Source organism: Sphingomonas sp. JC676, from assembly GCF_014489075.1.
Classification (GTDB): Bacteria; Pseudomonadota; Alphaproteobacteria; order Sphingomonadales; family Sphingomonadaceae; genus Sphingomonas.
Genome location: NZ_JACTGR010000001.1, coordinates 253,519 through 280,473 on the forward strand (window position 1 = coordinate 253,519; position 26,955 = coordinate 280,473).

General features: G+C 65.6%; 22 protein-coding genes. 10 read left to right on the plus strand and 12 right to left on the minus strand.

Going from position 1 to position 26,955, the window contains the following annotated elements; all coding sequences use genetic code 11:
- Positions 1–7: 7 nt before the first annotated feature.
- The 4 genes from IAG41_RS01200 to IAG41_RS01215 all read right to left on the minus strand — a co-directional run bounded on the left by IAG41_RS01200 (position 8) and on the right by IAG41_RS01215 (position 5,610).
- Positions 8–2,179 (minus strand): GumC family protein, encoded by a 2,172-nt coding sequence (locus tag IAG41_RS01200; protein ID WP_187726764.1) that lies wholly within the window; start codon positions 2,177–2,179, stop codon positions 8–10.
- 4 nt (positions 2,180–2,183) lie between these two features.
- Complete coding sequence (locus IAG41_RS01205; RefSeq protein ID WP_187726765.1) at positions 2,184–3,041, minus strand: UTP--glucose-1-phosphate uridylyltransferase; 858 nt, start codon at positions 3,039–3,041, stop codon at positions 2,184–2,186.
- A 229-nt stretch (positions 3,042–3,270) separates the two neighbouring features.
- Complete coding sequence (locus IAG41_RS01210; protein ID WP_187726766.1) at positions 3,271–4,212, minus strand: hypothetical protein; 942 nt, start codon at positions 4,210–4,212, stop codon at positions 3,271–3,273.
- 87 nt (positions 4,213–4,299) lie between these two features.
- On the minus strand, positions 4,300–5,610 hold the full coding sequence (locus IAG41_RS01215; RefSeq protein WP_187726767.1) for an aldehyde dehydrogenase family protein: 1,311 nt from the start codon (positions 5,608–5,610) through the stop codon (positions 4,300–4,302).
- Positions 5,611–5,927: 317 nt separating this feature from the next.
- Here IAG41_RS01215 and IAG41_RS01220 point away from each other — a divergent pair, with 317 nt between their 5' ends.
- Both IAG41_RS01220 and IAG41_RS01225 read left to right on the plus strand, forming a co-directional pair.
- Positions 5,928–7,280, plus strand: a complete 1,353-nt coding sequence (locus IAG41_RS01220) for a UDP-glucose dehydrogenase family protein (protein WP_187727812.1) — start codon at positions 5,928–5,930, stop codon at positions 7,278–7,280.
- Between the two features lie 169 nt (positions 7,281–7,449).
- Positions 7,450–8,610, plus strand: coding sequence for a glycosyltransferase family 4 protein (locus IAG41_RS01225; RefSeq protein ID WP_187726768.1), 1,161 nt, complete (start codon positions 7,450–7,452; stop codon positions 8,608–8,610).
- Here the strand turns inward: IAG41_RS01225 and IAG41_RS01230 are convergent.
- Entirely contained in the window at positions 8,607–8,891 is a 285-nt protein-coding gene (locus IAG41_RS01230; protein ID WP_187726769.1) for a hypothetical protein, read from the minus strand. The two genes, IAG41_RS01225 and IAG41_RS01230, sit on opposite strands and share 4 nt — an antisense overlap.
- Positions 8,892–9,051: 160 nt before the next feature.
- Here IAG41_RS01230 and IAG41_RS01235 point away from each other — a divergent pair, with 160 nt between their 5' ends.
- Complete coding sequence (locus tag IAG41_RS01235) at positions 9,052–10,554, plus strand: hypothetical protein (RefSeq protein WP_187726770.1); 1,503 nt, start codon at positions 9,052–9,054, stop codon at positions 10,552–10,554.
- 26 nt (positions 10,555–10,580) lie between these two features.
- Here the strand turns inward: IAG41_RS01235 and IAG41_RS01240 are convergent, their stop codons facing one another.
- On the minus strand, positions 10,581–11,732 hold the full coding sequence (locus IAG41_RS01240; protein WP_187726771.1) for an acyltransferase family protein: 1,152 nt from the start codon (positions 11,730–11,732) through the stop codon (positions 10,581–10,583).
- Between the two features lie 256 nt (positions 11,733–11,988).
- Here IAG41_RS01240 and IAG41_RS01245 point away from each other — a divergent pair, with 256 nt between their 5' ends.
- Genes IAG41_RS01245 through IAG41_RS01255 form a run of 3 tightly spaced genes read left to right on the plus strand, consistent with a single transcriptional unit; the run spans position 11,989 to position 14,482 of the window.
- Positions 11,989–13,185 carry a glycosyltransferase gene (locus tag IAG41_RS01245; protein ID WP_187726772.1) on the plus strand — a complete coding sequence of 399 codons (1,197 nt, stop codon included), beginning with the start codon at positions 11,989–11,991 and terminating at the stop codon, positions 13,183–13,185.
- Positions 13,182–13,745 carry a polysaccharide biosynthesis/export family protein gene (locus IAG41_RS01250; RefSeq protein ID WP_187726773.1) on the plus strand — a complete coding sequence of 188 codons (564 nt, stop codon included), beginning with the start codon at positions 13,182–13,184 and terminating at the stop codon, positions 13,743–13,745. The genes IAG41_RS01245 and IAG41_RS01250 overlap by 4 nt, the downstream gene beginning before the upstream one ends.
- Positions 13,745–14,482 carry a serine acetyltransferase gene (locus IAG41_RS01255; protein WP_187726774.1) on the plus strand — a complete coding sequence of 246 codons (738 nt, stop codon included), beginning with the start codon at positions 13,745–13,747 and terminating at the stop codon, positions 14,480–14,482. The genes IAG41_RS01250 and IAG41_RS01255 overlap by 1 nt, the downstream gene beginning before the upstream one ends.
- Positions 14,483–14,494: 12 nt before the next feature.
- Here IAG41_RS01255 and IAG41_RS01260 read toward each other — a convergent pair whose 3' ends face one another.
- Genes IAG41_RS01260 through IAG41_RS01275 form a run of 4 tightly spaced genes read right to left on the minus strand, consistent with a single transcriptional unit; the run spans position 14,495 to position 18,541 of the window.
- Positions 14,495–15,793 carry an outer membrane beta-barrel protein gene (locus IAG41_RS01260; RefSeq protein WP_187726775.1) on the minus strand — a complete coding sequence of 433 codons (1,299 nt, stop codon included), beginning with the start codon at positions 15,791–15,793 and terminating at the stop codon, positions 14,495–14,497.
- Complete coding sequence (locus IAG41_RS01265) at positions 15,790–16,710, minus strand: endonuclease/exonuclease/phosphatase family protein (protein WP_187726776.1); 921 nt, start codon at positions 16,708–16,710, stop codon at positions 15,790–15,792. The genes IAG41_RS01260 and IAG41_RS01265 overlap by 4 nt, the downstream gene beginning before the upstream one ends.
- On the minus strand, positions 16,707–17,672 hold the full coding sequence (locus IAG41_RS01270; RefSeq protein ID WP_187726777.1) for a glycosyltransferase family 2 protein: 966 nt from the start codon (positions 17,670–17,672) through the stop codon (positions 16,707–16,709). Before IAG41_RS01270 ends, IAG41_RS01265 begins: the two co-directional genes overlap by 4 nt.
- Positions 17,672–18,541 (minus strand): glycosyltransferase, encoded by an 870-nt coding sequence (locus IAG41_RS01275; protein WP_187726778.1) that lies wholly within the window; start codon positions 18,539–18,541, stop codon positions 17,672–17,674. Before IAG41_RS01275 ends, IAG41_RS01270 begins: the two co-directional genes overlap by 1 nt.
- Before the next feature lie 222 nt (positions 18,542–18,763).
- Here IAG41_RS01275 and IAG41_RS01280 point away from each other — a divergent pair, with 222 nt between their 5' ends.
- The 3 genes from IAG41_RS01280 to IAG41_RS01290 are packed head-to-tail and all read left to right on the plus strand — an operon-like array spanning position 18,764 to position 22,012.
- The gene (locus tag IAG41_RS01280) at positions 18,764–19,525 is read left to right on the plus strand and encodes a glycosyltransferase family 25 protein (protein ID WP_316251063.1); all 762 of its coding nucleotides are present in this window, start codon (positions 18,764–18,766) and stop codon (positions 19,523–19,525) included.
- The gene (locus IAG41_RS01285) at positions 19,515–20,996 is read left to right on the plus strand and encodes an oligosaccharide flippase family protein (protein WP_187726779.1); all 1,482 of its coding nucleotides are present in this window, start codon (positions 19,515–19,517) and stop codon (positions 20,994–20,996) included. Before IAG41_RS01280 ends, IAG41_RS01285 begins: the two co-directional genes overlap by 11 nt.
- Positions 20,993–22,012: a polysaccharide pyruvyl transferase family protein gene (locus IAG41_RS01290; RefSeq protein ID WP_187726780.1), complete on the plus strand. Its 1,020-nt coding sequence runs from the start codon at positions 20,993–20,995 to the stop codon at positions 22,010–22,012. Before IAG41_RS01285 ends, IAG41_RS01290 begins: the two co-directional genes overlap by 4 nt.
- Here IAG41_RS01290 and IAG41_RS01295 read toward each other — a convergent pair.
- Positions 22,002–22,316 (minus strand): PEPxxWA-CTERM sorting domain-containing protein, encoded by a 315-nt coding sequence (locus IAG41_RS01295; protein WP_187726781.1) that lies wholly within the window; start codon positions 22,314–22,316, stop codon positions 22,002–22,004. The two genes, IAG41_RS01290 and IAG41_RS01295, sit on opposite strands and share 11 nt — an antisense overlap.
- 191 nt (positions 22,317–22,507) lie before the next feature.
- On the opposite strand from IAG41_RS01295, the gene IAG41_RS01300 reads away from it, so the two are divergent.
- Positions 22,508–23,932 (plus strand): glycoside hydrolase family 28 protein, encoded by a 1,425-nt coding sequence (locus IAG41_RS01300; protein ID WP_187726782.1) that lies wholly within the window; start codon positions 22,508–22,510, stop codon positions 23,930–23,932.
- Between the two features lie 51 nt (positions 23,933–23,983).
- On the opposite strand, the gene IAG41_RS01305 is transcribed toward IAG41_RS01300, so the two are convergent.
- Positions 23,984–26,947, minus strand: a complete 2,964-nt coding sequence (locus tag IAG41_RS01305; protein ID WP_262408415.1) for a TonB-dependent receptor — start codon at positions 26,945–26,947, stop codon at positions 23,984–23,986.
- Positions 26,948–26,955 lie beyond the last annotated feature (8 nt).

Genomic DNA, 26,955 nt, shown 5'->3' on the forward strand with positions numbered 1-26,955 from the left:
CCGCGGCTCAGCCTGCATGGTAGCTCTTATACTCGCGCAGATGGTAGCCGGCTTCGCCGGACCGTTGCTGCTCGCGGACATCGACGAGGGTCAGCACGGCACCGATGACGTTGGCGTGGACATCGTAGAGCTGGCGAAGCGCGATCTCCGCGGCCTTGACTGCGGTCTTGCGCCAGCGGACCAGCAGCACGACGCCGTCGGCGACGCTTGCGAGCACGCGGGCCTCGTCCACCGCCAGCAGCGGCGGGGTATCGAGGAGCACCAGGTCGTAATGGCCGCGCACCGCTTCGATCAGCTCGGCGAGCTTCGCGCTGTCGGCACGGCCGATATCCGCGCCATCGAGCCGCTGCGGCAACAGGACGGCCGTCGAAAGGCTATCCGCCAGGAGAGCCCGCTCGAACGGGGCCTTGCCCAGCAGCACTTCGTCCAGGCCGATAGGGACCCGGTCGGCAAATTCGCGCGTCAAGGCGCGGCGACGCGCGTCGCAATCGATCAGCAGCACGCGTGCGCCCGTCATTGCCGCTGCACGCGCCAGGCCGAGGACGATGGTGGTCTTGCCCTCGCCGGGAACCGCCGAGGTGATCGCCACCACCCGCACCGCGCCGCCGCCTGCATATTGGATCGAGGTGCGAAGCGAGCGGAATGCTTCGGCAAACGCCGATTGCGGCCGCTTGAGCGGCAGTTCTGCCGGAGGCGCGGGCAGGCCGGACTTGCGATAACCGGACAGGGTCCGCGCATCGGGGATCGCGGCGAGCATGGGCAACGCCAGCGAACGCTCGATCGAATCACTGCTCTCCAGCCCGCGCTCGAGCAATTGGAGGAGCAGTACCAGCATCGCCGCCATGCCCAGGCCACCCACGATCGCAAGCGCGCCGAACACCAATGGGTTGGGCGAGCTGGGCGCTCCAGGCACGCGCGCCCGGCTCACGACATAGGAATCGCTGCGCTCGAGACCGGCCTGTGCCACCGTCTGACGATAGCGATCGAGAAAGGTCTGATAGAGCGTCCGCGCCGATTCGGCATTGCGCTCGAGCTCGTTCAGCCGGACCGAAGCCTGGGTGTCGGTCGACAGGCGGCCGCGCGCCTGCGCGATCGAGCCTGCGAGCGAGGCCGCCCGCTGGCTGGCGATGTTCGCCTGATTCGAAACATTGGCGACGACGCGCTGCACTTCGCCAGCGATCTGCGCGTCGGTGGATTTCAGTGCGTTCTGGGCACGGACCAGATCGGGATAGCGCGGTCCATAGCGCTTCTCGAGCGACGCGACTTCGCGCGCGGCCTCGGCGCGCTGGCCACGCAGCGCGCTGACCACGGGAGAATCGAGCGATTCGCCGAGTTCCTCGCCGCTGCGGCCGCGCGCCAATTGCGCGCGCGCAGTGGCGAGACGCGCCTGCGCCGCGGCATTCTCCGCCTGCGCCTGGGCGAATTGGGTCGAGAGGTTCGACAGCTCCTCCTGGGAGACGGTGCTCGAATTGGAGACCGCGAACAGGCCATGCTGCGCCCGATAATCGGCAGTCGCCTTTTCCGCATCGAGCACCTGTCCGCGGAGCTGCTGCAGCCGCTGATCGAGGAACACTCGCGCGCGCTGCGTCGCTTCGGACTTCGTGCCGGTCTGGCCGGCGACATATTGGTCGATGATCATGTTGGCGATCTGCGCCGATTTCGGCGCAGATCCTGCCACAACGTTGACGCTGATCGCGTAAGACAGCCCGTCGCGCTTGACCGTCAGATCGCCCAGCACCGTACCGATCGCGCGCTGACGGCCGACCGGATCTTGCTTGGCATTGGCCGGGCCGGGAACCGCTGCCTTGTTGAATTCGGGATCGAGATCGAGCCGCAGCTTATCGACCACCCGCCCGATCAGTTCGGGCGATTGGAGAATCTCGACCTCGGTGTCCACCGCGGCCGAATCCGGATCGACCGTGGGGGTAACCTGGTCGACATTGACCACCTTCTCCGCGGAACGCTCGAGCGCGACCTGCGCCGTCGCCGTATAGCGCGGCGGAACGGCGAAATAGGCCACCGCCGCAACCAGGATCGCCGTCGCCAGCGCGACGCAGATGATCAGCCATCTGCGCCGGATGACGGCGGCGATCCGGCGCAAATCGATCAGCGCGCCGCGATCGACCTGCGGGTCGGACGGGTCGGGCTTGGCGAAGGATCGCTGAGCGAGGGCATCCATAAGATCAGGCCGTCGCCATGAATGCGCGGACCGCCGGGGCAAGCTCGGGCCGCTCGAGCGCGAGCGCGAGCGTCGCCGTGACGAAGCCGCTCTTGTCGCCGCAGTCATAGCGCTTGCCGGCGAAGGTGATGCCGTGGAAGCGCTGCTGGCCGATCAGTTGCGCCAGCGCGTCGGTGAGCTGGATCTCGCCCCCGGCGCCTTCTTCCTGGCTTGCGAGAATGCCCATCACTTCCGGCTGCAGGATGTAGCGGCCGATCACGCCGAGATTGGACGGCGCGACATCGGGGGCGGGCTTTTCGACAAGGCCGAGCACTTCGGTCACCTGCCCCATGCTCCCGCCCGGCGTGATGATGCCGTATTTGCTGGTGTCCTCGGGGGCGACTTCCTCGGCGCAGATCAGATTGCCGCCAAGTTCCGCATAGGCGTCGACCATCTGCTTGAGACAGCCCGGTCGGCCCACCATCAGATCATCCGGAAGCAATACCGCAAAGGGCTCGTCCCCGACGATGCGCCGCGCGCACCATACGGCATGGCCCAGGCCCAGCGGCTCCTGCTGGCGGACGATGGTGATGTCGCCCGGCGAGCTGCGCGTGCTGTCGAGGATCGCGAGCGACTTGCCGCGGCGCGCCATCGTCTCCTCGAGTTCGAAGGCGTGATCGAAATGATCGTCGATCAGTCCCTTGCCGCGGCTCGTGACGAAGATGAATTGTTCGATCCCGGCCTCGCGTGCCTCGTCGACCGCATATTGGATGAGCGGCCGATCGACTACCGTGAGCATTTCCTTCGGCATCGACTTGGTCGCTGGGAGGAAACGGGTCCCTAGTCCCCCGATGGGGAAAACCGCCTTGCGTATCTTTCGCATGTTCCGCCCTTTCTTTGGTGAGCCCCCAAGAAGGAGCCACCGGCCAAAGCCAGGCTGGAAATCCGCACCACCGCACCGCCACTGACGCGCACACTACGCTTTGAACTGGTCAGTCGCGGCACTGCAACAACGCGATTCCCTTGCCTGACGGTGGACTCGTGCGCCATCGCGCTGCGTCGCAGCAACGTCATGGCGTCAAGACGTGTGCAAACTGCGCCCGGTAGCCGGATCACAGCCGCGGCGGCGCGGTACCGAATTGAATTCCGCCCGGAATCGAGCCGCCGCTGCGCGATCGGACGAGCGGCGTGCCGGCGGGTACCTGGATGTCGTGCGAATCGATGATGAGTCGGACCCGCCCGTCATGGACGTCGAAGAGTGGCCATTGCCGGCTGCTGCGGACGACCAGGTGCTCGATATGGATCACAAGCGGCTCGGCGTCGGGTGCTTTCGGACCCATCAACGCGAAATGGACCGTATCGCCGATGCCGCCGGTCTTCTGGGGATCCACGCTGGTGAGTCGCGTAGCGCGGATGTTCGACCAAAGCCGGTAGTTGCGGGCGTTGCGCCCGCTGGTGCAGTCGTCGAGCAGCGTCTCGGTGGATTTGAGGTCGAAACCGCCGTCGCTGTTGTCCCAGGCGGCGCATTGGTGGAATGTGAGGCGTGCATTTCCCCGTTCGGCGGAGAAGCCGTCGCCGTTCCAATATTGTTTGGGCTCGCGCTGCCAGCGGAAGCCCCGCATCGTGCAGCGCTCCAGCCGAAAATCATGGGCCTCGTCCTTGAAGGCGATGCCGACAGGCAGGTCGTGTGGACCGGTCGTCAGCACGCCGCTTGCCGTCACGTCCTGGATCAACCCGTCATGGCTCGCATAACCGAATCGGCCGAAGCTGCGGCGGAGCTCAGTCGCCCGCGCGCCGCGCAGACGCAGGCCGACACAGCTTGCGGTCTGGCCTGGCGCGTCGGCCTTGTTCTCGATCACGCGATAGCCGCGCGTCACCTCGATGTCGTCGAGCTGGAGGCCGGCAATGTCGTTGCGAATGACGAAAAGCCCGTTGCCGACGTCGTGGGCGTGCACGCCGCGATAGGCAGCACCGGAACGGACGACATAGACCGGCTCGCCGTCGGCGGCGATGCGGGAAGCCGGAGGGAACAGGCGTGGAGCTAAACCGGACACCCGATCAGGCTAGGCGTCCCCCGGCGCGTCGCGCCAGCGCGCTGCGCCGGACCGTGAAACGCACGCGGCGAGCGCGTGAATCGCGGGCTAACGATAGATGCGGCGGGCGCGGCTGAAGCCGTGAAATCCCGCTTCGCCATGCGCGGTGGCGAGATTCAGTCCCGCGGCTGGCTGTGGAATGCCCGCCTGGGCGATTGCGAGCGAGCGGCCGTCGAGGGCGATTGCCGAGGAAATGGTCCGCGCAAGGATATGGCTGCGTTCAGCGCCGTCACGGCCGAAATAATAGATGGCGAACGGCGGCTTGTGCCGGTGGATCGCGCTGATCGCCTCGTCGATATCGCCATAGCCGAGCAGCGGCAGAATCGGCCCGCAAATCTCCTCCCGCATGACGAGCATGTCTTCGGTGGCATGCCGTACGATGTGGAGCGGCATGCGCTGCACGCCGGTCTGACCGCGACGATCAGGAGGCTCTGCAACCAGTATCTCGGCTCCGCGCGCGCGCGCGTCTTCTATAAAGCGGTTGAAGCGGGCAAGCTTGGCATCCGACAGCGGCAGATCGATCTCGGTGTGGCCCGCCATGCGCGGACGGAGATGCATCGCCGCACGCCAGAGCCAGGACGCCATGGCTTCCTCCTGCTCGGCCGGCACAAGAAGGTAATCGGGAGTCAGGGATATGTGGCCCGACTTTACGAGCTTGCTTGCGATCACCTGCTCGGCAGCTTTCGCCAAATCGGCCGAACGGCCGATGATCACGGGCGATTTGCCGGAAGGCTGGATTGTCGCGCCGGAAAGCCCGGTATTCGGGGCTCCACCGTTGGCGAGATCGGCCTCGGCGGGGACGCCCGTTACGAACATATCGAATGGCAGTTTCGCAAAGGCTCCGGCATCCGCGGCCTGGCCATCGAGAATGTGGAGTTCGAGCGAACTGAAATAGCGCGGAGACAGCTCTGCAAACAATCGCGCCAGATGCGGCGTGGCCGAGTCGAACTGCACCATTATGCGATCGCCAGCGGTCAGCGCGTTGGCTAGCAGGCTCACCGTCTGGCGGAGCGCAAGAGTCGCGGGTGCCGCAAGCCCGACGACTCCAACCGGTTGATACTCGGTATAGTCGCCGCGACGTGCCAGCCTGCCCCAGAGCCCGTGCCCATATTCCGGGCGCATCCAGATCGCAGCGTTTCGAAGTGAATTGCGCAGATCCGCAAGCGCGGGGGTGATCTCCATCCGCATCGCCGCCGCTTGGTCTTGATGCGCGTGGTCCCGGCAGAGCGCCGCACACAGAGCGCCGCTATTCTCCTCGATCATCGCCACGGCGCGGCGAAGCCGATCCTGGCGAATCGCCAGCGGCACAGGCAGTTCAGAAAAATGAGCCGCGCGTTGCTGCTCGAGTATCTCAAGCATCCAGATCTCCCGGGTACGGCTATCTATCGAAACGGCGATGCGTGGCAACCTTGCGATGAGCCGTTTTTGGGACACTTGCGAGCGCGATATCGGCCCGTCGGAGACCCGAAAATTGCCGGATCATATGCATAATCCATGAAGCGTGAATTTGTTCGCGAATGCGGCACGCAAGCGGCGAACAATGCTTAAAATTTCATTTCGCCGTCGATTTCCCTCACCTCGAAGCTCCCGCGTTGACGCTTGGGCGATGGCGATAGAGTGTTCGCATGCGCAACACGAAAATCGGCGGCCGCGTGCCGCAAAAGGGAGTATTTCGTATGCGGATCGTGATGATCGGATCGGGCTATGTTGGCCTGGTCTCCGGTGCTTGTTTCGCGGATTTCGGGCATGATGTGATTTGCGTCGACAAGGACGCGGAGAAGATCGCCAAGCTGAAGGCGGGGGGCATCCCCATCTATGAGCCGGGGCTTGACGAGTTGGTTGCGAAGAACGCCGCCGCGGGGCGGCTTTCCTTCACGACCGATCTAGCCGGACCGGTTTCCAAGGCGGATGTGGTGTTCATCGGCGTCGGCACCCCCAGCCGTCGCGGCGATGGCCATGCCGACCTTTCTTATGTGTATGGCGCGGCCCGCGAGATCGCGGCTGCGCTCGATGGCTTTACCGTGATCGTCACCAAGTCGACGGTGCCGGTCGGTACGGGCGACGAGGTTGAGCGGATCATCCGCGAAACCAATCCCGCCGCCGAGTTCGCGGTTGCGTCGAATCCCGAATTCCTGCGCGAGGGCGCCGCGATCGAGGACTTCAAGCACCCCGATCGCATCGTGATCGGCATCGAGGACGAGCGCGCACGCGCGCCGATGGAGGAGGTGTATCGCCCGCTCTATCTGAACAAGGCTCCGTTGCTCTTCACGCGTCGACGCACCAGCGAGCTGACCAAATATGCCGCGAACGCCTTCCTCGCGATGAAGATCACCTTCATCAACGAGATCGCGGACCTGTGCGAAAAGGTGGGCGCGGACGTGCAGGAGGTGTCGCGCGGCATCGGCCTCGACAATCGCATCGGCTCCAAGTTCCTCCATGCCGGCCCCGGCTATGGCGGCTCGTGCTTCCCCAAGGATACGCTGGCGCTGATGAAGACCGCGCAGGACCATGACTCGCCGATCCGGCTGATCGAAGCGACCGTTGCCGTGAACGACCAACGCAAGCGCGCGATGGGCCGCAAGGTCCTCGCTGCGATGGGCGGATCTGTGCGCGGCAAGACAGTCGCCGTGCTGGGTCTGACCTTCAAGCCCAACACCGACGACATGCGCGATGCGCCGTCGATCGCGATCATCCAGGCGCTGCAGGACGCCGGCGCCAAGATCCGCGCCTATGATCCCGAGGGCATGGAGGCGGCGCGCCCGCTGCTGAAGGACGTGCACTATGCCGGTTCGGCCTATGACGCCGCCGAGGGCGCGCATGCCGCGGTCATCGTGACCGAGTGGGATGCGTTCCGCGCCCTCGATCTGCCGCGGCTGAGGGGCGTGATGGCGCAGCCCGTGCTGGTCGATCTACGCAACGTCTATCCACCGAAGAAAGTGGAGGCGGAGGGCTTCCGCTATGTGAGCGTCGGCCGGCCGAGCGATGCCGACCTCACAGGAGATGTTTCCACGTCGAGGCGAGCGGCGTGAACGCGATAGGTCCCATTCTCCTGGCGGGCGCCGGGGCCTTTCACGACGGATACCTGAATGCATTCGAGAAACGCGGGAGAGAGCCTGGGGCAGCGATAGCCTGAAAAATCGGGGAACGGTCCTGTCGGGGGGACTGGAGTCAAAAATGCTGCAACGGACGAGTGGGCTTATGAGTAATCCGGGCGAACCGACCACCATTTGCGTGACGGGTTTACGCGGTTTCCCTAACGTGATGGGTGGCATCGAAAGCCATTGCGAGGAACTGTTGCCACGGATCAAGGCGATCTGGCCCGAGCACCGCTCGGTCGTGCTGGGCAGGGCGCCTTATCTGCCCGAACGCGAAAGCGAATATAAGGGCGTCGAGATCGTCGGCGTGCCGTGCCCGCGCTCGAAGCATCTGGAGGCAATCGTCTCGACCTTCATGGCGGTGCTTGCCGCCTGGTGGCGTGGCGCGGCGGTGATCCATATCCATGCGATCGGGCCGGGATTGATGGCGCCACTGGCCTATCTGCTCGGAATGCAGGTCGTGGTGACTCACCATGGCACCGACTATAACCGGGCCAAATGGGGCCGCGTCGCGCGCGCCGCGCTGCGCGCCGGCGAATGGCTCGCGCTCACCTTCGCCCACCGCATCATCGCAGTATCGCCCTCGCTCGCGGCGCAACTGCGCGAGAACTTTCCCAAGCGCGCCAAAGACATCAGCTATATTCCCAATGGCGCCCCCTTGCTTCCCGACGGGGCCGATCCCGAGCTGGTGCTCGAACGCCTGGGGATTTCAGAACCCTTCCTGCTCGCGGTGGGCAGGCTCGTGCCTGAAAAGGGGCTTCACGATCTGATCGCCGCGTTCGAGCGCAGCGATTATGAGGCGCAACTCGTCATTGTCGGCGGCGCCGACCATCAGAGCGAATATGCGCGCGAGCTGATGGCACGCGCGGGCGATCGGGTGATCTTCGCGGGGGTCCAGTCGCGTGCAACGCTCAAATGTCTGTACGAGCGGTGCGAACTGTTCGTGATGCCGTCGCATCATGAAGGATTGCCGATCGCGGCGCTCGAGGCGGGGAGTTGCGGTGCGCGGATGCTGCTCAGCGATATCGCGGCGAATCGCGACATCGGCCTCGACCCGCACAATTATTTTCCCGTCGGAGATGTGGACGCGCTCGCGCGCCGTCTCGACGAGGATTACGAGGATCTGGCGGTCAATGCCGAGCTTATGCGCAGCCGCTTCTCCTGGGATCAGGCGGCTTGCGACACGATCAAGGTCTATCAGGCCGCGCTGAACATGCGTGCGCCCTCGGCCGCGACCTCGCAGCCTGCCGAAGCCCTCGACTAGGCGGATTGCGCCCCGATCCACTCGGCAAGAGCGGGGCGGTCCGCCGCGGCGACGCGGCCTTCGAGCCGAAAGCGGCTGTCCGTCCGGATCAGGCGGGCAATGCGGGGTCGCCAGGCGCCATCGCGCCAGTCCCAGCTGCGGACCCGCCAGCGATCGAGCCCGTCGGGCGTGACGGCGAAAGAAGGGCGGTCGCCACCGGCGTCGGCGGCAGCAGCTGCTGTCGGTGAGAGGCCAAGCGCCACGGATCCGAGCGCGTTGCCGACAAAAGCCCGACGATCCATCGATTATCTCCCAATTGATCGGCCCGCGGTGTTCAATCGCCGATTGTCATCTAAGTTGTTTCACTTATGTATCAGTAACTACTTGGAAATATCGTATTCCCTAAGAGAGTCGCGTGCGCTGGTGAGGTGGCACCGTGCATCTGTATGGGGGCGTTTCACTATGGGTAGCTACTTCATCTCTCCGACAGGAGCAGGCGACAAAAGCGGCAAGGACATCAACAATGCAGCGCCGATCGGTTCGCTGAACACGCTGATCGGAAAGGCCGGCGCCGGCGGGCAAGTGCTGATGCTCGCCGATAGGGGCGACTATAACGTCTCGGGCATTCTCGGAATCACCCGCGGCGGCGCGGCGGGGGCTCCGGTAACGATCCGCGGGGTCGATTCATTCGGCAATGCCATGGACGCGCACATCGTCGGCACGCGCCCCGCCGACTGGAAGGCGGGCGACGCGGCGGGCAACGAACTGTTCAAGCTCGGCACGGGCGCCGATCACCTGGCGTTCGAGAATCTGCAGATCGACAACGTCCAGGCGGCGTTTCGCGCCACCGCGGATATCAGCGATCTCACGATCGCGCATGTCGACGCGAACAATGTCCGGCGCTTCTTCGAGGATCTCGCCAGCGCCACGGGTGCGACCGCCACAGTAAAGGGTCTGCGGATCAGCGACGTCGCGGTCCAGGGCTTCTCCCGCGATGCGATCCGGCTGCAATATGACACAAGCAACGTGGTGATCGAGGATCTCCACGCCGATATGGGTGGGCAGGTGGGCGACGATCTTCCGATCGGCGTGCATCTCGACGGCACGGTACACGACGTCACCATCCAGCGCGCGACGGTGGAGAATGTGCAGAGCGTCTCGGGCGGCTATCTCAACGGCGACGGATTCGCGACCGAGCGCGGCGTATACAACGTCTCCTTCATCGACACGGTCGCCCGCGGCAACAGCGATGGCGGCTATGACCTGAAGTCGGAGAACACCACGCTGCTGCGGACGCTCAGCGAAGAGAATGCACGCAATTACCGCCTATGGGGCTCGTCGACGCTTATCGACGCGGTTGGGCGCAACCCGGTCTATCGAGGGGGCTCGTCCGAGCAGAACCAGCTCTGGCTCGACAGCGCGGCCAATGTCACCGTTATCGACAGCGTCTTCGAGGACGCGGGCACGCGGACCAAGGTGATTTCGTCGGAGGGCAGGCTGGTGCTGGACGGCGTCAAGATCACCCATGCCGAACAGGCGCTGCTTTATACATCGAGTTCGCTGCCCGGCCTTTCCGGTCTCGACACGTTGAGCGAGACGATCGTGGTCGGCCAAGGGGCCTCCTCGTCGGGCGCGGAAACCTATGTGCCCGTGACCACGGCCGCCGGTTCGGTGGCTCTCATGCTTGCGGGAAACCGGGGCAGCGATAGCAGCCTGGTGGGTAACGCCATTCGATCTGGCAATGGTGGAGCGGCCTTGCCCTTGTTCGAACCCCAGTCGGCTTTCGGCCCGATCACCAGTACATTCGGTCCGGACGCGACATCCTATCTTGGCGCTTTATGTGCGGCCTATGGTCAATTGTCTCTCAATCGCGTCGAGGATGGCATCAAGATGCCAATGGACGCCGGCGCCTTTTACGTCCGGAATGTTCAAGCGTTCGCGAACTATGATTGGGCGTTCGGCTGAGCGACCAGCCGCCGTGGTAGCGCCCATCAGGGCGCGGCCAGTTCCTCGGCGACGACCTGCCGCGCGCGCTGCCGATTGTGGGTGGCGCGCCTGAGTAGTGCCTTGCCCAGTGCCTGGCCGGGCAGTTCGACCAGCTTGTACGTCACGAACGCGAGGCCATAGGTGAGTGGCAGGGTGATTCCGGCGACCAGCACGAAGCGCGCGGGAGCCCCGATGCCGCGCCCGAATTCCCCGATCGCCCAGGCCGCGACCGGCTGCAGGATCAGCAGGTGGATGAGGTAGGTACCGTAGGAAAGCTCTCCCAGCCAATGGAAGGGCGCGCTGCCCAGCAATCGGGAGACCGCGCCGACGGGACCCGCGGCACGCAGATGGACAAGGCCGAAGAACGCGACGACGATCAGTTCGCGCACCGCGAGGTGCAGCATGTCCCGCGCGCCGCCGATGGGGAGAAGCGCGAGCAGCATTGCCACGACGAGATGCAGCAGCAGCCGCGCGCGCCGTCCCTCATGGTCGGCGGCGATCAGCATGCCGCAGAGGAACAGATGAAGCTTCAACGGCAGGAAGGCGGGCATAGGATAGGCGAGCCCGGCGCGATTCGCCGCTATTGCGATCAGCGCCCCGCACGCGCCGATGGCGAGCGCACCCCAGCCCCAGCCGATCCGGCGGCAGAGCAGGACGAGGAAGGGGAAGGTCGCATAGAATTGCATCTCGAGCCCCAGGCTCCAATCGGGCAGGGCGGTGCGATAGGCATAGCTGGGCAGAAGTCCGAAGACGAAGCTGAGATGTGCCGCGATATTGGCGGGACCATGATCGAGATAGCGTTCGGGCGGCTGTAGCGATTGCCCCAGAAAGGTATCGATCGCGACGCGATCGGCGTAGATCGCCGGCCCGGCGATGAGCGCCGCGGCGAGCAGCACATAGAATAAGGGCGCGATTCGGAAGAAGCGGCGCACCCAGAAGGCGCCCCAGATCGAGGGCCGCTGCCAATCCTCGAACTCGGTGCGCAGCCGGTATTGAAATACCATCAGGAAGCCCGAGAGCAGGATGAACAGGTCCACCCCGAGATCGGGCTGGCTCACCAGAGGCAGGCGAAATCCCGTCAGGATCATCGCATGGCCGAGCAGCACCCAGAGCGCCGCTAGGCCGCGTAGTCCGTCCAGGCATTCGACTCGCTTCATGGGAGGCCCTTTTTTGCCTTGGTGACGACGGAGCTGTATCTGCACCGCAGCAATTCGCTAAGCGCGCGCGCCCGCCTAAGCGGTCAATCGTGCCCTTCGCGCGGCGTGGAACCTGGCGCTATCCCGTGATCCCGCCACCATACGATGAACTGCCCTTCCCGGGCGGCGGGGCGGGCTCGATGTGGTGCGTCGCAGCAATAACCCGTGGTAGTCAGGAGTCAGGGAGCAGTTCCGATAGTGGCGTAAGCGAGGGACGATGCCGAAGAAGAAGAAAGTCCTCTTCGCGATCAATTCGCTGGCGGGGGGCGGAGCCGAACGTGTACTCACCACCTTGCTGGCGGCGTCGGAGCCGTGGCGCGAGCGCTATGCGCTGCATCTGGCCCTGCTCGACCAGGAGCCCCGCGTCTATGCGGTTCCCGACTGGATCGAGATCCATCAGCTCGACGCACGGCACAAGCCCGTCTCCGGCCTGTTCCAGCTCCGCAGCCTTGTCGCCCGGCTCGCGCCCGATGTGACTCTCAGCTTCCTCACCCGCGCGAATGTCGCCAATGCGGTGGCGATGGCGGGGCGCGGCAAGCCCTGGCTGATCAGCGAGCGCGTCAACACCTCCGCGCATCTCGGCTCGGGCACGGGCGCGAAATTTGCCAAAGCAATGGTTCGGGCAAGCTATCCGCGCGCAAGCCATGTGATCGCGGTGTCCGAGGGCGTTGTCGAGGATCTGGTCGTCAATTTCGGCGTTCGCCGGGATCGGGTGTCTGCGATTGCCAATCCGGTCGATCATCGACGCATTGCCGAGCTGGCGCGCGAAATGCCGTCGTTCCGGCCGCGGGGCGCCTATGTGATCGCGGCCGGGCGGCTCGTTCCGAACAAGAATTTTTCCATGCTGCTCGGCGCCTATGCGGAAGCGCAGCTGCCGGCGCGGTTGGTCATTCTCGGCGAGGGGCCGGAGCGCGGTGCGCTCGAAGCCCGAGCGCGCGCGCTCGGCATTGCCGACCGGGTCGACATGCCTGGATTTATCGACAACCCCTATGCGCTGCTCGCGCGCGCCGAGCTGTTCGCCATGCCATCCAATGCCGAGGGTTTCCCCAACGGCCTGGTCGAGGCGATGGCATGCGGACTGCCGGTCGTGGCGACCAATTGCGCGTCCGGTCCGTCGGAGATCCTGGCCGACATGGCGCGCGAAGCGGTCGCCGGCCCGATGGACGTGGATGCGGGTGCGCTGGTACCGACCGACGATCCCAAGCGTTTCGCGGCCGCCCTTCGGGCCGTACATGCCGAACCCCGGCGCACGACTGCAGGAGTCGCGGCGCGGCAGCGCTCGCTCGCTTATGGCGTCGAACAGGCAGCAGAGAATTACTGGGCAAGGATCGAAAGGGCGCTCGAGCACCGCTCGTGGGCGACCGGAGACGTTCGAAATGGAGAAATCGTGTTGAGTTCTGGAGTATCGCAATGAAGTGGCGAATGCAGATCGCATTGGCAGCGTCGCTGACGCTGCTTACCGCATGTTCAGGCCAGAGCCCGGTAGCCGGCGCCGGCTCGACACCGCCGCCCGCCGCCGCGTTCAAGCTATCCCCGGGCGACAAGGTCAAAGTCACCACCTTTGGCGAGGCGTCGCTGACCGGCGACTTCGAGATCACCCCGGCCGGGCTGATCTCGTTCCCCCTGATCGGCGAGATACAGGCGGCTGGGCTTCAGCCCGAAGAAGTCTCCCGCGCGATCGAGGCGAAGCTCAAGGAAGGCTATCTGCTCGAGCCCAAGGTCTCGATCCAGGTGGCCAATTTCCGCCCGATCTACATCCTGGGCGAGGTCAACAAGCCGGGCGAATATCCCTATGTCCAGGGGCTGACGATCCGCGGCGCGGTGGCCAAGGCCGACGGGTTCACCTATCGCGCCAACGAGAAGCGCGTCTTTGTGAAGCGGGCGGGCGAGGCCGGAGAGACGGAATATCCGCTGACCGCCGACTTCGCGGTGCTTCCGGGTGACACCATCCGCTTTGCCGAGCGATATTTCTGATGGACGCGGTGGTCGGAACGCTGGGGCACGAACCGTCCGCGTCGGATCAGGACAGCAACGAGACCGGCAAGCCGCATCGGCGCGGCTGCCCGGTGAGCTTCGCCAAGCTGAAGGCGTTGCTGGCGGCCGATCTCTATCGCTATGCCGGGCGGGTGAGCTTCGGCGCTTTCGTGCGCCATTATGCCTTCACGCCTGGATATAAATACACCGTGCTGATGCGCACTTGCGGCTGGCTGAAGCTCAAGCCGCTGAAGGGCTTCGGGCTGTTCCCGATCGTCAAGCTGATGCTGCTGCGCGCGCGCTACAAATACGGCTTCGCGATCCCTGAATATACCGAGATCGGGCCCGGCCTGTTCCTCAATCGCTTCGGCGGCTTCTACTTTCACGGCGACACCGTGCTCGGCGCCAATGTGAACGTCACCCACGGCGTCGTGCTCGGCTTCATGAATCGCGGCGCGCGGCGCGGCGCGCCGGTGATCGGTGACCGCACCTTCCTGGGATCGGGCGCCAAGGTGATCGGCGGGATCGACATCGGCGCAGACTCGGCGGTGGGCGCCAATGCGGTGGTCACCAGGGACGTGCCGCCGCGCGGCGTGGTCGGCGGCATTCCCGCCAAACTCCTGTCGGACCAGGGTTCGGAGGGCTATATCAACCGGATGGTGCCGCCCGAGATGCTCGCCGCATGCGAGGGCGCGCTATATGGCTGGCACGAGCGCCGAAACGGGCAATCGGCCTGATCGCCCCGGCCGTCACAACCCGGAGAAGGTGACGCCGACCGAGATCCGGTTGTCGATGAATTCGCGCCCGGGCAGCGCCCCCGTGCTCGACTGGCTGCGGCGCTGGAAGTCGCCGCGCAGCGCGATGCGCTTGCTCATCAGATAGCTCGCGCTCGCGCGCAGGGTCCAGCGGTCGTCCTTGCGGTCGAGATTCTGGAAGTCGCGCTTTTCCAGCTCGGCGCTCGCGCCCAGGATCAGATTGCGCAGCAGCTCGTAATCGGCGCGCAGCGTCGTGGTGGTCTTGAGATAACCGGTCGCCCCGAGGATGCCCGTCTCGCTCACGCTCCGGTCGATCGTGCCGGTCACGGTGATCAGCGGCGTCATGAAATAGGCGACTTCGCCGCGAACCAGGAGGCCCGAGATATTGCGGAACGTCGGGTCTTTATAATTCTGCTGCAGATAGCCCAGGCGCAGCGACCCGCGCATCATCCGGCCCAGCTCGAAGCTCGATCCGGCGGCGAGCTCGAAGCCGGTCGAATCGCGCGCCGGCACCGGCCCGATCCGGGTACGGTAGTCGCGCGCGTTGTAGGAGCCGGCGAGGAACAGGGCGATGCTGGGATTGAGCGCATATTCGCTGATCCCGGTGGCGGTTACGGTCGTGTGGTCGCGAAAGTCCTGGTCCACCACGGTATCCGTCGGCGTGCGGCCGTCGCGATAGTCGCGATTCTCGATGTCGATCACGCCGCGCAGCCGGAGCCGGTTGAAGGTGTGCGACAGCGTCGCGCTGCCGTCGGTGATCGTGAACAGGGTCGGGCGGACCGAATTGGTGGGCGAATCGGGTGAGACGCGTTCCTGGCTGTAGCGCCCGTGCGAGGCGGCCAGCGAAAGGCTGGTGTCGCGGCTGATCGTGTAGAGCGCGTGCCCGTCGAAATTATACTGGGTGGCGTTCTCGCTCGCGCGGTCGAAATAGCGCAGCAGGTCGAGCTCCCCATTCAGCGACAGGCGAAGATTGGGCGAGGGGCGCGTGATCGAGATGCGCGGGCGGATACGGACATAGCCGTCGCCGATCCGATCGGTCCGCTGCGCGTAGAGATTGTCGTCATACCCCGCCCCGATGGCGATCCGCGGCATGACTTCGATCGAACCGAACTCGAGGGGTTCGGGCGTGTAGTCGGGGCGCGGCCGCTCGAGCACGCTGACGTTGCGGTCGCGGCCGAAGCTGTTCTCCGAAGAGACCGAGCCAAGCGAATCGGTCGCGTCCGATTGCTGGGCCCGGGCGGGAAATGCGAGCGTGAGGCTCGCCATGCAGGCGGAGGCCAATAAAGGTTTCATCGGCGCCCCAGGGTCACGAGCAGAGGATAGTGATCGGATCCGGTGGCCGACAGTCGCCGTGCCTCGACCAGTCCCCAGCCGGGTCCGGCATAGAGGTGATCGATCGGCAGCAGCGGGACCGATCGGCGCCAGCTCGCCAGCGCGCGAGTCATCCGCGTCAGCGGAGACAAAGCCTTGTCCTGTTCGCGCATCGCGGAGGCCCAGGGGGTAAGATTCATGTCGCCTGCAACGACGAGGCTAGCCGGATCGATCCGACGGACTGCGGCGGCGAGCTCCCAGCGCATGCGCGCCTGGGGACCGGGCGGCGACGGGTGGCCATAGTGAAGCGTCGCTACCGTGAAGGGTGCCATGCCGGGCGGCGTGATCCGCGCCCAGACGAGCGGCGGACCGAAGCTGCGCCCTTCGGCGTCGCGGAAATGATAGTCGCGCGCGCCGATCGGCCAGCGCGAGAAGATCGCCAGGTCGCAGCGTGTCGGGCAATCGGTGGAATAGGGAAAATGCTGGCGAAGCGCCGCCAGCATCGGCCGGAAATTGCCGCTGGCCTCCTGGAGCAGGACGATATCGGGATGCGCATCGAGGATCGTCTGCGCCGTCTGGGCTGGATCGAGGTTCCGCTTCCAGACATTGTGGGTGACGATGCGGACCTGCGGCGCCCCTCGCGGCGCGCTCGGGATCGTCCGCAGCAGCTCCGGCGCGACGGTTCCGGCGATCGGGAGCAATGCGATCGCCGCCGCGATCAGCGGCCAGGGCCGGCTGGGCCAGGCAAGCACCGCGCCGAGCAGGATCGGCACCGCATAGAGCGGCATGAACGTGGCATAGGCATCCAGGCTCGGCATGAAAATGCCGAGCGCCGCCGCCCAGGCAGCAATTATGCCGGCCGCGATGAGCAGGCATCCAAAGATCGAAAGGGGCTTCACGCGCGGGCAATTAACCGGTTTCGCAATGCATAGCCGCTCTGCCGCAGACTTCCGGGGATGATCCGGGCCGCGAGCACCAGTGCCGCCGTGCCGAAGCCTTCGGGCAGGCAGATGTCGCGCATGCGGATCGCCGTGCGCCCCGGATGCTTCATCGAATAGCGCGCATAATGCGCGATCTCCTGGTTCACGAGCCGCCGCAGCAGCACGACCTCCTCGGGAGTGGCGGTCTGCATCAGCCGATGCGCGGTCTCGACGAGGCAGGGCACGCCGAGCGTAGTGGTCGTTTTGCTGACCTTGTTTTCCGAATCGCGATGGAAGTCCGCGCTGACCTGCGGGACATAGCGGAGCGCGCCATGCGCCAGCACACGGAGCCACAGATCCTTGTCGCCGCCGCGCACGGCGCGGTCCTCTGGAAACAGCCCTGCACCGATCAGCGTGTCCCGGCGGATCGCGATAGCGCCGGTCCACATCGGACACTCGCGGACCGCGAGCCAGGCCCGCAGGAAACCGGCAAGATCGAGCGTGACCGGCTGTTCCAGTGCGGGCGCGATCCGCTGGGGCTTGCGGTGGTTCTCGAACACATGGTCGAACCGCGTGGCTACCGCGTGCACGTCGGGATCGGCCGCGATCGCCTCGGCAAGCAGCGCGAGATGATCGGGCCCCCAGAGGTCGTCGGCGTCGAGGAAGGCAATCCAGTTTCCTTCCGCCGCGCGGACGCCGAGATTGCGGCCCGCATAGCCGCCCGGGCCGGGCTTCATCAGCTCGAGCAGCCGGATACGCTGATCATCGATTGCCGCGACGATGGCGCGGCTGCCATCGGTCGAGCGATTATCGACCACGATGATCTCGTGCGCGGCGATGCTCTGGGCACGCACGCTCTCGATGGCCGCGCGGACATGCGATGCCTTGTTGAACAACGGCATCACGACGGAGAAGCGGGGGGAGAAGCGGGGTTCGGTCATCAGTCGCGCGCCGCCTTGCGGCCGACGGCCAGGTGGAGGAATTCAGCGATAGCGACGCCGGCAAGCTCGAGCGTGAGCATCATCACCGCCAGTTTTCGCCTCAGCGACAGCCCGGGCGAGATCGCCGCGCGCCGCAACCGTCTCACGGTATCGACCGCGGTGACCGCGAGGACGCGCGGAAGCCGCAGGCTGCGCCTGGTTCGATCCCAGCGTCCGCCGCTCAGCCGCTGGCGCTTGCGGACCAGTTCGGCGCGGCTGGCGCGCACCGGATGGCGCACGACCATCGCCGGCACATAGACAAGCGGCCGTCCCGCCTGCTTGATCCGCAGCGCCATCTGGCGGTCGCCGCCCGACTTGAGGCTCGCATCGAAGCCGCCGAGGCTGCGCAGCAGCTCCGTCTCGCTTGCCCAATTGGCCGTCGCGCAATTGCCGCGCGCCGCATGGGCCTGGGGAAAGCTGAACAGGCGCTCATAGTCGCCGAACACGATTCCCTCCTGCTCGCCTTCGTCAAACAGGTCGATCTTGCCGGCCAGCACGCCGAAGCCCGGGTTCGCGCTCGCAGCCGCCAGGACGCGTTCGAGCCAGTCGGGATCTGGGACGCAATCCGCGTCGGTGAAGGCCGTGATCGGCGCCTCGACATGCGCGAGCGCGCGGTTGCGCGCGGCGTAGGAGCCGGGCGTCGGTTCTTCCAGAACTAGGGTGCCCGGGAAGGCGCGGGCTATTTCCGGCGTGCCGTCCGTCGACGCATTGTCGACGACGATGACCTGAAAGGCTTCGCGCGGGAGAGTCTGCCGCTCGATTGCCTCCAGGCAACGTCGCAGGATCGCCCGGCCATTCCATACCGGCACGACGACAGCGATTTGATACATGGAACGCCTTTTCTCGCTTGTTGCCGGTCCTAGCATCGGCTGCTGGGCGGCAAGGTCAACATCATGCTGCGATTGCGAAGGCGAGCCGCCCTGTTGGGGCGACGATCCGAGCTAGAGACGGGTTCGCGCGGGCCGCAGGGGCCGCTACGAATGGCGTCGGCCACCTCGATCGTGTTGCACTGCGAAATGCAACACGCGATCGGGAGCAGGAGGCGTGTAATAGTGTTACGAGATGTGCCGGAATTGGGCGACCCCGCCGAGATATGGGTGGTTTCGCTCGCGACAGCTGAGGCGCGGCGCAGTGCCTTTGCCGCGCGGGCCGGTAGTGCCGCGCTTCCCTGGCGATTCTTCGATGCCTGTACCGGACTGGCCGAGGGCATGGAACTCGATGAGCTTGCCATAAGCCGGAACAAGGGGCGCGGGCTCACCCGCGGCGAGATCGGCTGTTATGCCAGCCACTATTCGATCTGGCGCGACATGGTCGCGCGCGGCGTGCGCCAGGCGATCATTCTCGAGGACGATACGCTGGTCGACTGGGCGTATCTCGATCGGCTGGCGCGTGCCGATCTCCACGCGACCGGTATCGATTATCTGCGTCTATATGCGAAGCGCCCGACCTATCAGCGCGTGGTTCGCGGCGATTTCCTCCAGCATTCGCGCACCGTGGTGGAGCTGATCGGGCTCGCCTACGGCACGCAGGGCTATGCGATCACGCTGGACGCTGCGCAGCGCTTCGTCGCGCATTGCCGGACGGTCCAGCGGCCGATCGACGACGAGATGGATCGATCCTGGGCGCATGGCGTGCGCAACCTCGCTCTATTTCCGGCGCCGATCCTCGAAGCGACGGTAGCGTCCGATATCGGTGCTTCGCGCTTCGCGCCGAAAGCCGATCCCGCCTTTCACAGCCTTCGTCAGAAGGCCTGGCGGCGCCTGGAACGCACCCGGATGCGCCTGCTGAAGGCGAGGCGGCTCCTTGAACGCTGAAGCGCCCGGAAGCTTCGACGCGAATCTGCGCAAGCGCAGCCGCAGTTCGATCGGCTGGACCGTGACGCGGTTCCTGTCGGACCAATTATTCTCCTTCATCGTCTTCGTCGCGCTGGCGCGGCTGCTGACCCGCGCCGATATCGGCGCCTTTTCGGTGATGGCATTCACCGCTGAGGCGTTTCGCATCGTCGCGACCGCGGGGCTAGTCCAGACGATCGCACGGCGGCGCGAGATTACGCCGGCCTTTCTCGACACCATCTATCGCTCGCAACAGGCATTCTCCTTTGTCTCCGCCTTCACGATTATGCTGCTTGCCCAGCCGATCGCGGATTCGATGCACGCGCCGAATATCGCGCTGCCCCTGGCGGTGATGAGCCTGGTGCTGCCGATCTCCTCGTTCGGCGGGACGCACATGGCGCTCAGGCTGCGCGAGTTCGGCCACCGCACCACCGCGCTGCGCTCGGTGGTCGGCGGGCTGATCGGCGGCACCTGCGCGATCGTCGCCGCGTTTTGCGGGCTGGGCCTGTGGAGCATGGTGATCCAGCGGATTGTCACCGAAGTGGCGGGCGTGGTCCTGTCGCGCGGCTCCTATGACTGGAAGCCGGGCTGGGCATTCGAATGGGCGATCCTGCGTGGCAATCTGGCGCTCAACGGCAGCCTGATCTACGTCCAGCTCGTCTTCCTCGCCACGGTGCGCGTGCAGGAGATCGCGATCGGCGCCGGGATCGGGCTCGCCGCGGTCGGCGTCTACCGCACCGCCTGGCGCGTCGTCGAACTGATCGGCCGCGGGGCTATCCAGCCCTTTACCCAGGTGGCGGTGCAAACCCTGGCGCGCGTCAAGGACGAGCTGCCTGAGCTCCGCCGCGCCTATCAGTGGATGATTTCGCAATCCTCGGCGATTTCCTTCCCGGCGCTTGTCGGATTCGGTGCGCTGGCGCCGGTCCTGGTACCCGGGCTGTTCGGCGCGAAGTGGCACGATGCGGGGAATCTGGCGCAGATATTTGCGTTCATGGCGCTGCCTTTCACGCTCAATTTCTTCGCATCGCCTTCGCTCAGCGTGCTCGGAGCGTCGCGGAGCCTGATTCTTCTGTCGACGACCCAGTTCGTGCTCGGATTCATTCTCACGCTCGCGGCTTTGCCCTTCGGCATATTCGCGGTGGCGATCTCCTATGTCGTGCGCGCCTATGTGACGGTGCCGATGCAGATCGTGCTGCTCCAGCGCGCATCGGGCATCCGTCCGTCGGACACGTTCCGGGCGATCGCGGCTCCGTTGTTCGCATCCACCGCGATGGGGATATTCCTCGCGCTGGCGATGCGCCTGCTCTCGCCCGAGCTTGGCGGCTGGTGGACGATCCTGCTCCTCACCGTGCTGGGCTCGCTCTTCTACGCCGCCGTGCTGCTCGCAATCTCGCGCGAATGGCGCGGTCGCAGCAAATCCATCCTCAAACGTCTTCGAAAGGGCCGATCATGAACAGCGACGGCAAAACCGCCGATCAGATTGTCGGCGAACTCGCGCAGCACTTTGCGCAGGTGCTCGATTCAGTGCTGCCGCCCGGCAAGCTCGCGCTGGTCGATTTCCCCGACCACAGCAATGTCGGCGATTCGGCGATCTGGCTCGGCGAGATGGCCTATCTGCGCGAGCGTGGGCGCCTGCCGGCCTATTACTCGGCGATCGCCGATTTCGACGACCAGGCCTGCGGGAATGCGATCGGCGACGGGCCGATCCTGATCCATGGCGGTGGCAATCTGGGCACGCTCTGGCCCAAGCACGAAGCGTTCCGCCTGCATCTGCTGCGGCGGCACCGCGGGCGGCCGATCATCCAGATGCCGCAATCGATCCATTATGCGAATCCGGAATCGGCCGCGGAGATGGCCGAGGCGATCAAGCGCCACGGCAAGTTCACGCTGCTCGTCCGCGACGCGCGCTCGCTTGCCTTTGCCCGCGAGCATTTCGATTGCCGGATCGAACTGTGCCCGGATGCCGCGCTCATGCTCGGCCGCCAGGTGCGGGGAATCGCCCGACATCCGATCTTCGCGCTGCTGCGCACCGACCACGAGCGCGCGGACGGGGACGAGGAGCCGCTACCGCCCAGTGCAGTCGCGGACGATTGGCTGGAGGAGGATCCGGCCCAGAAGCGCTATCTGCGCCTGTCGCTGAAGCTCCACCGGTTGTTCCTTCGCGATCCGATGGCGATGCGCGCGCTGCGTCAGCGCCGGCTGGCGGAATGGCGGTTTCGCCGGGGGCTGGCGATGCTGAGCCAGGGCGAGGTCGTGGTCACCGACCGGCTTCACGCGCATATCCTGTCCCTGCTGCTCGATATCCCGCACGTGCTGCTCGACAACAGCTATGGCAAGGTGACGGGGTTCGCGGACCAATGGACCGGCGACTATGCCGGGCTCCTGCGCGCGACCGGCCGGGCCCAGGCATTCGATCTGGCGTTCACCCGCCAGCGCGCCGGGAAGTTGCGTCAGATCGTCAACGCCTAGGCCGGCAAGGACCGTCTATCCCCGCAGCGAGGGTGCGCGGGCGCCTTGCCGTGCGCCGGAGCGCGGCGCCGGCGAAGCCGATGCCGGCGATCATCATCGACCAGATCGCGGGCTCGGGAACCGGCGCGAGCCGGGCTGGTCCCGTGGCGCGGGATGCGTTGGCGTTGCCAGCGGCACGCTGCGCGGCCACGTGATCGAATATCTCCGAGGTGCCGTGCGTACGGGGCGCTGGCGTCTTGGCGGGAGCGGCGCCCGCGATGACGGGAGTGGCGGCGAGCAGCAGCAGGGTTGGCAAGTATCGCATCGGTTCTGGCCCAGTTTGGTGGTTGCGGTGCGATTAGCGCCTGGCGGTCGCGCTACATCCCCTTGTGCGACGGATCGGCGGCCTGACGACGGGGATGCGACGAGCGCGCATCGGCGCTTGACCTGGCACCCGGCCCCGGACAGTCTCGTGGGAACCGGTGTCAAAAAGACCGAGTCCTGGAGAGCTGCCGCATGCTGATCACCCCGTCGCGCCGCGACCTGTTGCTTCATGCAGGAGCGGGCGCCGTCTGCTCGATGCTGCCTGGCATCGCTTCAGCCGCACCCGCCGATCCCTGGGCGCGCGCGGCGGACATCGCGCGCAGCGTCAAGCCGCCGGTGTTTCCGGCGCGCGATTTCGACGTGACGCAGTTCGGCGCGAAGGGCGACGGGACGACGCTCAACACCGACGCCATCGCCAAAGCGATAGCGGCCTGCAATGCGGCGGGCGGGGGCAGGGTATTGGTGCCCGCGGGACGCTTCCTCACCGGAGCAGTGCATCTGAAGTCGAACGTCAACCTGCACCTGAAGGCCGGAGCGACCCTGCTCTTCTCGACCGACCCGGCGCAGTATCCGATCGTCTTCACGCGCTGGGAGGGGATGGAGTGCATGAACTATTCCCCCCTCGTTTATGCGCGTCGCCAGAAGAACATCGCGATCACCGGCGAGGGGACGCTCGACGGCCAGGGCAGCGCCGAGCATTGGTGGGCATGGAAGGGCCCGTGGGGCGGCACGACCGACCATGGCTGGCGCGAAGGCATGCCCGATCAGCGCCCGGCGCGCGCGCGGCTGTTCGAGATGGCCGAGGCTGGCGTGCCGGTGGAGAAGCGCGTGTTCGGCGACGGCTCCTATCTGCGGCCGGCGTTCGTCCAGCCTTATGATTGCGAAAATGTCCTGATCGAGGGCGTCAAGCTGCGCGGCGCGCCCTTCTGGCAGATCCACCCGGTGCTGTGCCGCAACCTGACCGTGCGCGGTGTCGACATCCTGGGACACGGGCCGAACAATGACGGATGTGATCCTGAATCGGTCGACGGCGCACTGATCGAGCATTGCGTGTTCGACACCGGCGACGATTGCATCGCGGTCAATTCGGGGCGCAACGCCGACGGACGGCGGCTGGCCATGCCGTCGCAGAACATCCTGATCCGCGACTGCCGGATGAAGCAGGGGCATGGCGGCGTCGTGGTCGGATCGCAGATCTCGGGCGGCGCGCGCTGGATATTCGCTGAGCGCTGCGTGATGGACAGCCCCGATCTCTGGTATGCGATCCGCTTCAAGAACAATGCGCTGCGCGGCGGCCTGCTCGAGAATTTCTATTATCGCGACTTGGATGTCGGCCAGGTCGGCAAGGCGGCGGTGACGTGCGACTTCAACTATGAGGAGGGCGCGAACGGGCCGTTCGTCCCCAAGCTGCGCAATGTCGTGATCGAGCGGTTGCGCGCCAGGAACGCGGTGCGGGTGATCGACAGCCAGGGGTTGCCGGGGGCGCCCGTCACCAACATCACCCTGCGCGACTGCAGCTTCGAGGGCGTGCGTGAGCCGAGCGTGATCCGCCACACCGAGCGGCTGCGCCTGGAGAATGTCCGGGTCAACGGCGCGCTCGTCGACAAGCTGCAATAGCAAGGGCCGCCGCGTCCGATCGGATGCGGCGGCCCCTCATTTCCGAAAAGTTCAGAGCTTCAGGCGCGCGCCGAACAGGATCGTGCGGCCGAAGTGATTATACTCATAGTTCCGGTTCGCATCGAGATCCGTGTAGCGATCGCGATAGGCGTCGGTGAGGTTCACGCCCTCGACCGAGAGCTCGACCCAATCGGTGAGCTTGTAGCGGACCGATGCGTCGACGTTCACCGCCTCGTTATAGCCCTCGAACACGTTGCCGGTGCCCGAATTGGCGTCGACATAGGGTCCGCGATAGCTGACCGAGGCGCGGGCGCTGAACTTCGAATCCTCATAATAGAGCGTGCCGTTCAGCGCGGTCTTGGAGAGACCGAACAGCGTCGAGGTGCGCGACGCGCCGACATTGGGCCCGAAGGTGCAGGCCGCAGCCGGATTTGCGGGCGGAACGCAGGTCGCGACCGTCGGCCCCGCAACCGTATAATTGGCCGAGGAGTCGACAAAGGTCGCGTTCACGATCCCGCCGAAATGGCTCAGGAAGCCCGGCAGGAAGGTGAAGGGCGCCTGCACCGACAATTCGATGCCCTTCAGCTTTGCGCCCTTGCCGTTGACGTTGCCCGTGATCGACCAGAGCTGGCCCTCGGGGTTGATGAAGGCCGGGGAACTCGGCGGCAGCACGGATAGCGGCAGGCCGGTCGACGCGAAGGTGCCGCTGGTGACCGCGGTGACCGGGAAGCTCTCGATATCCTTCTTGAACACCGCGATCGAGGCGATCGATTGCGGCGCGAAATACCATTCGAGCGCGAAGTCATAGGCCGTCGCGCGGAACGGATCGAGGAAGGGATTGCCGAAGGTGACCCGGTAGTTGAACCCGTCGACCGAGCCGCCGGGGGTTAGATTGCCCAGCGTCGGCCGGGTGAGGACCTTGGCTACGGCCGCGCGGACGATGATGTCCTTGGTCGGGTAGAGCGCGAGGTTCATCGAGGGCAGCCAATCGTCATAGCTGCGATCGACCGTGACCAGCACGCCGCTGTTGAGGCCGCTCGAGGTCTGATCGGTATGGGCGTAACGCACGCCGCCGTTGAACGCGACGTCGAAGCCCAGCGCGTCGGTCTTGATGTCGAACTGGAGATAGCCGCCCGTCACCTTCTCGCTGACGCTGCGGGTGTTGCCCGCGTCGATCGCCGGCGTGCGGCTATAGAGGCCGGTATAGGCAGCCGACTTGGCGATATCCGGGACGATCCAGCTATTGGTGTTGCCGTCCGGCTGGCCGGCATCGCCCATGTTGAAGGACTCGCTGAGGCCGGTGGCCGCAAAGCCATAGACTGCGGTCGGCCCGAAGGCGGACGAGGGCGAGCAGGTGATCTGCTTGAGCACCACGTCGAGCCCGCCATTGCCGCACACCACCGCGTCGCGGGTGAAGGCGACGGAATCGAAGGTGAACTTGCGATAGACGCCGCCCGCCTTGACCGTGAACATCTCGTTCGCGTCCCATTCGAAGCGCGCCTGCGCGGTCTGGAACTTGTTGGTGACGTTCGACGGGCGGTCACGGATTTCGGCGAGCTGGAAGTTGGCCGGATCGGTCACGCTGGTCCCGAAGGTGAGCTTCGGGAAGTGCATGTCGGTATAGTCGAAACTATATCCCTGCGCATCGCGATCGTCGAACACGAAGGTCGTCTCGACCGGGATGTCCGCATTCGATTTCGAGAAGCCGCCAAGCACGGTGAAGCGGAAATCCTCGCCGAGATCCTGATCCCAGCTGCCGCCGAACTGGTAGAATTCGGTGTTCGACTTGCGCAGATAATGTTCGGTGCGGACCCAGGCATCGTTCAGCGTGCCGGTGACCATGGTGTTATTCGAATCAACGGTGAAATTGCTAAGGTCGATCGAGCGTTCGTTGGAGCGGAGCAGCACCTCGCCCCATTTCTCCTCACGCGTCTCCTTGAACCGCGAATAGAGTCCGTCGAGCGAAATCTTGGTGGCCTCGGTCGGCGCCCATTGGACGCTGCCGGTGATGCCCAGGCGCTCACGGTCGTGGCGGACCTCGCCATAGCGCGGGATGCGCGGGTGGAACGCCAGCGCGGCCTGGTCGCAGATCGCGCTGGGGCGGTAGAAGCCGCCGCTATTGGGTGCCGCGGTAGCGCCCGCCTGGGTGGTGTAGAAACAGGGCGTGCCGTTGACCGAGTCGAAGCGGGCCTGCGCCCAGCGCACGCTGTTGTTGCCCAGCTCGAGATTGTTGGTCTTCTGATAGGCGGCGGAGACGGCGACGCCGAAGCTGCCGTCCGCGTTGCGCCACGAGAGCAGGCCGGCGAGGCGCGGCCCGACCTTCTTGCTGAGATCGTTGTAGCTGCCCTGGATGTTGGCGACCGCGGTCAGGCCCGATTTGCCGCCCAGCGGATTGCCCGTGTTGAGATCCACGACGGCGCCCAGCGATCCTTCGTCGAGCGAGGGTTCGGCGGTCTTGTGGACGACCAGGCTGCTGAAGAGCTCCGACGCGAAGACGTTGAAATCGAAGGCGCGGTCCCGATTGGCGCTGGCGCCGTCAGTCGAGGTGGCGACGGTCTCGAGGCCGTTCAGGCGTACCCGCGTGAACTGCGCGCCGAGGCCGCGGACGGTGATCGAGCGGCCTTCGCCCGCGTCGCGCTGGATCGAGACGCCGGGGATGCGCTGGAGCGATTCCGCCAGGTTCTGGTCGGGAAACTTCGCGATGTCCTCCGCGACGATCGCGTCGACCGAGGAGACGGACTGGCGCTTCACTGCGATCGCCGCGCCCAGCGACTGGCGGAAGCCGGTGACGACGATCTCGTCCCCGGCTTGCTCCTGCGGCGCGGCTTCCGGAGCAGGCGGCACGTCCTGCGGCGCGGCCGCCGCGCTCTCCGCTTTCCCCGCGACCTTGTCGTCGGGATCCGCACCGGCAAAGGCGGTCGCCGGGAGCATCAGCCCGAGCGCAAGGGCGCCCAGCGACGCGCCGCTAAGCGCCTTCAATCCCCATTGGGGTGCTTTCGAAACCTGAATCTTCATCCTACGCC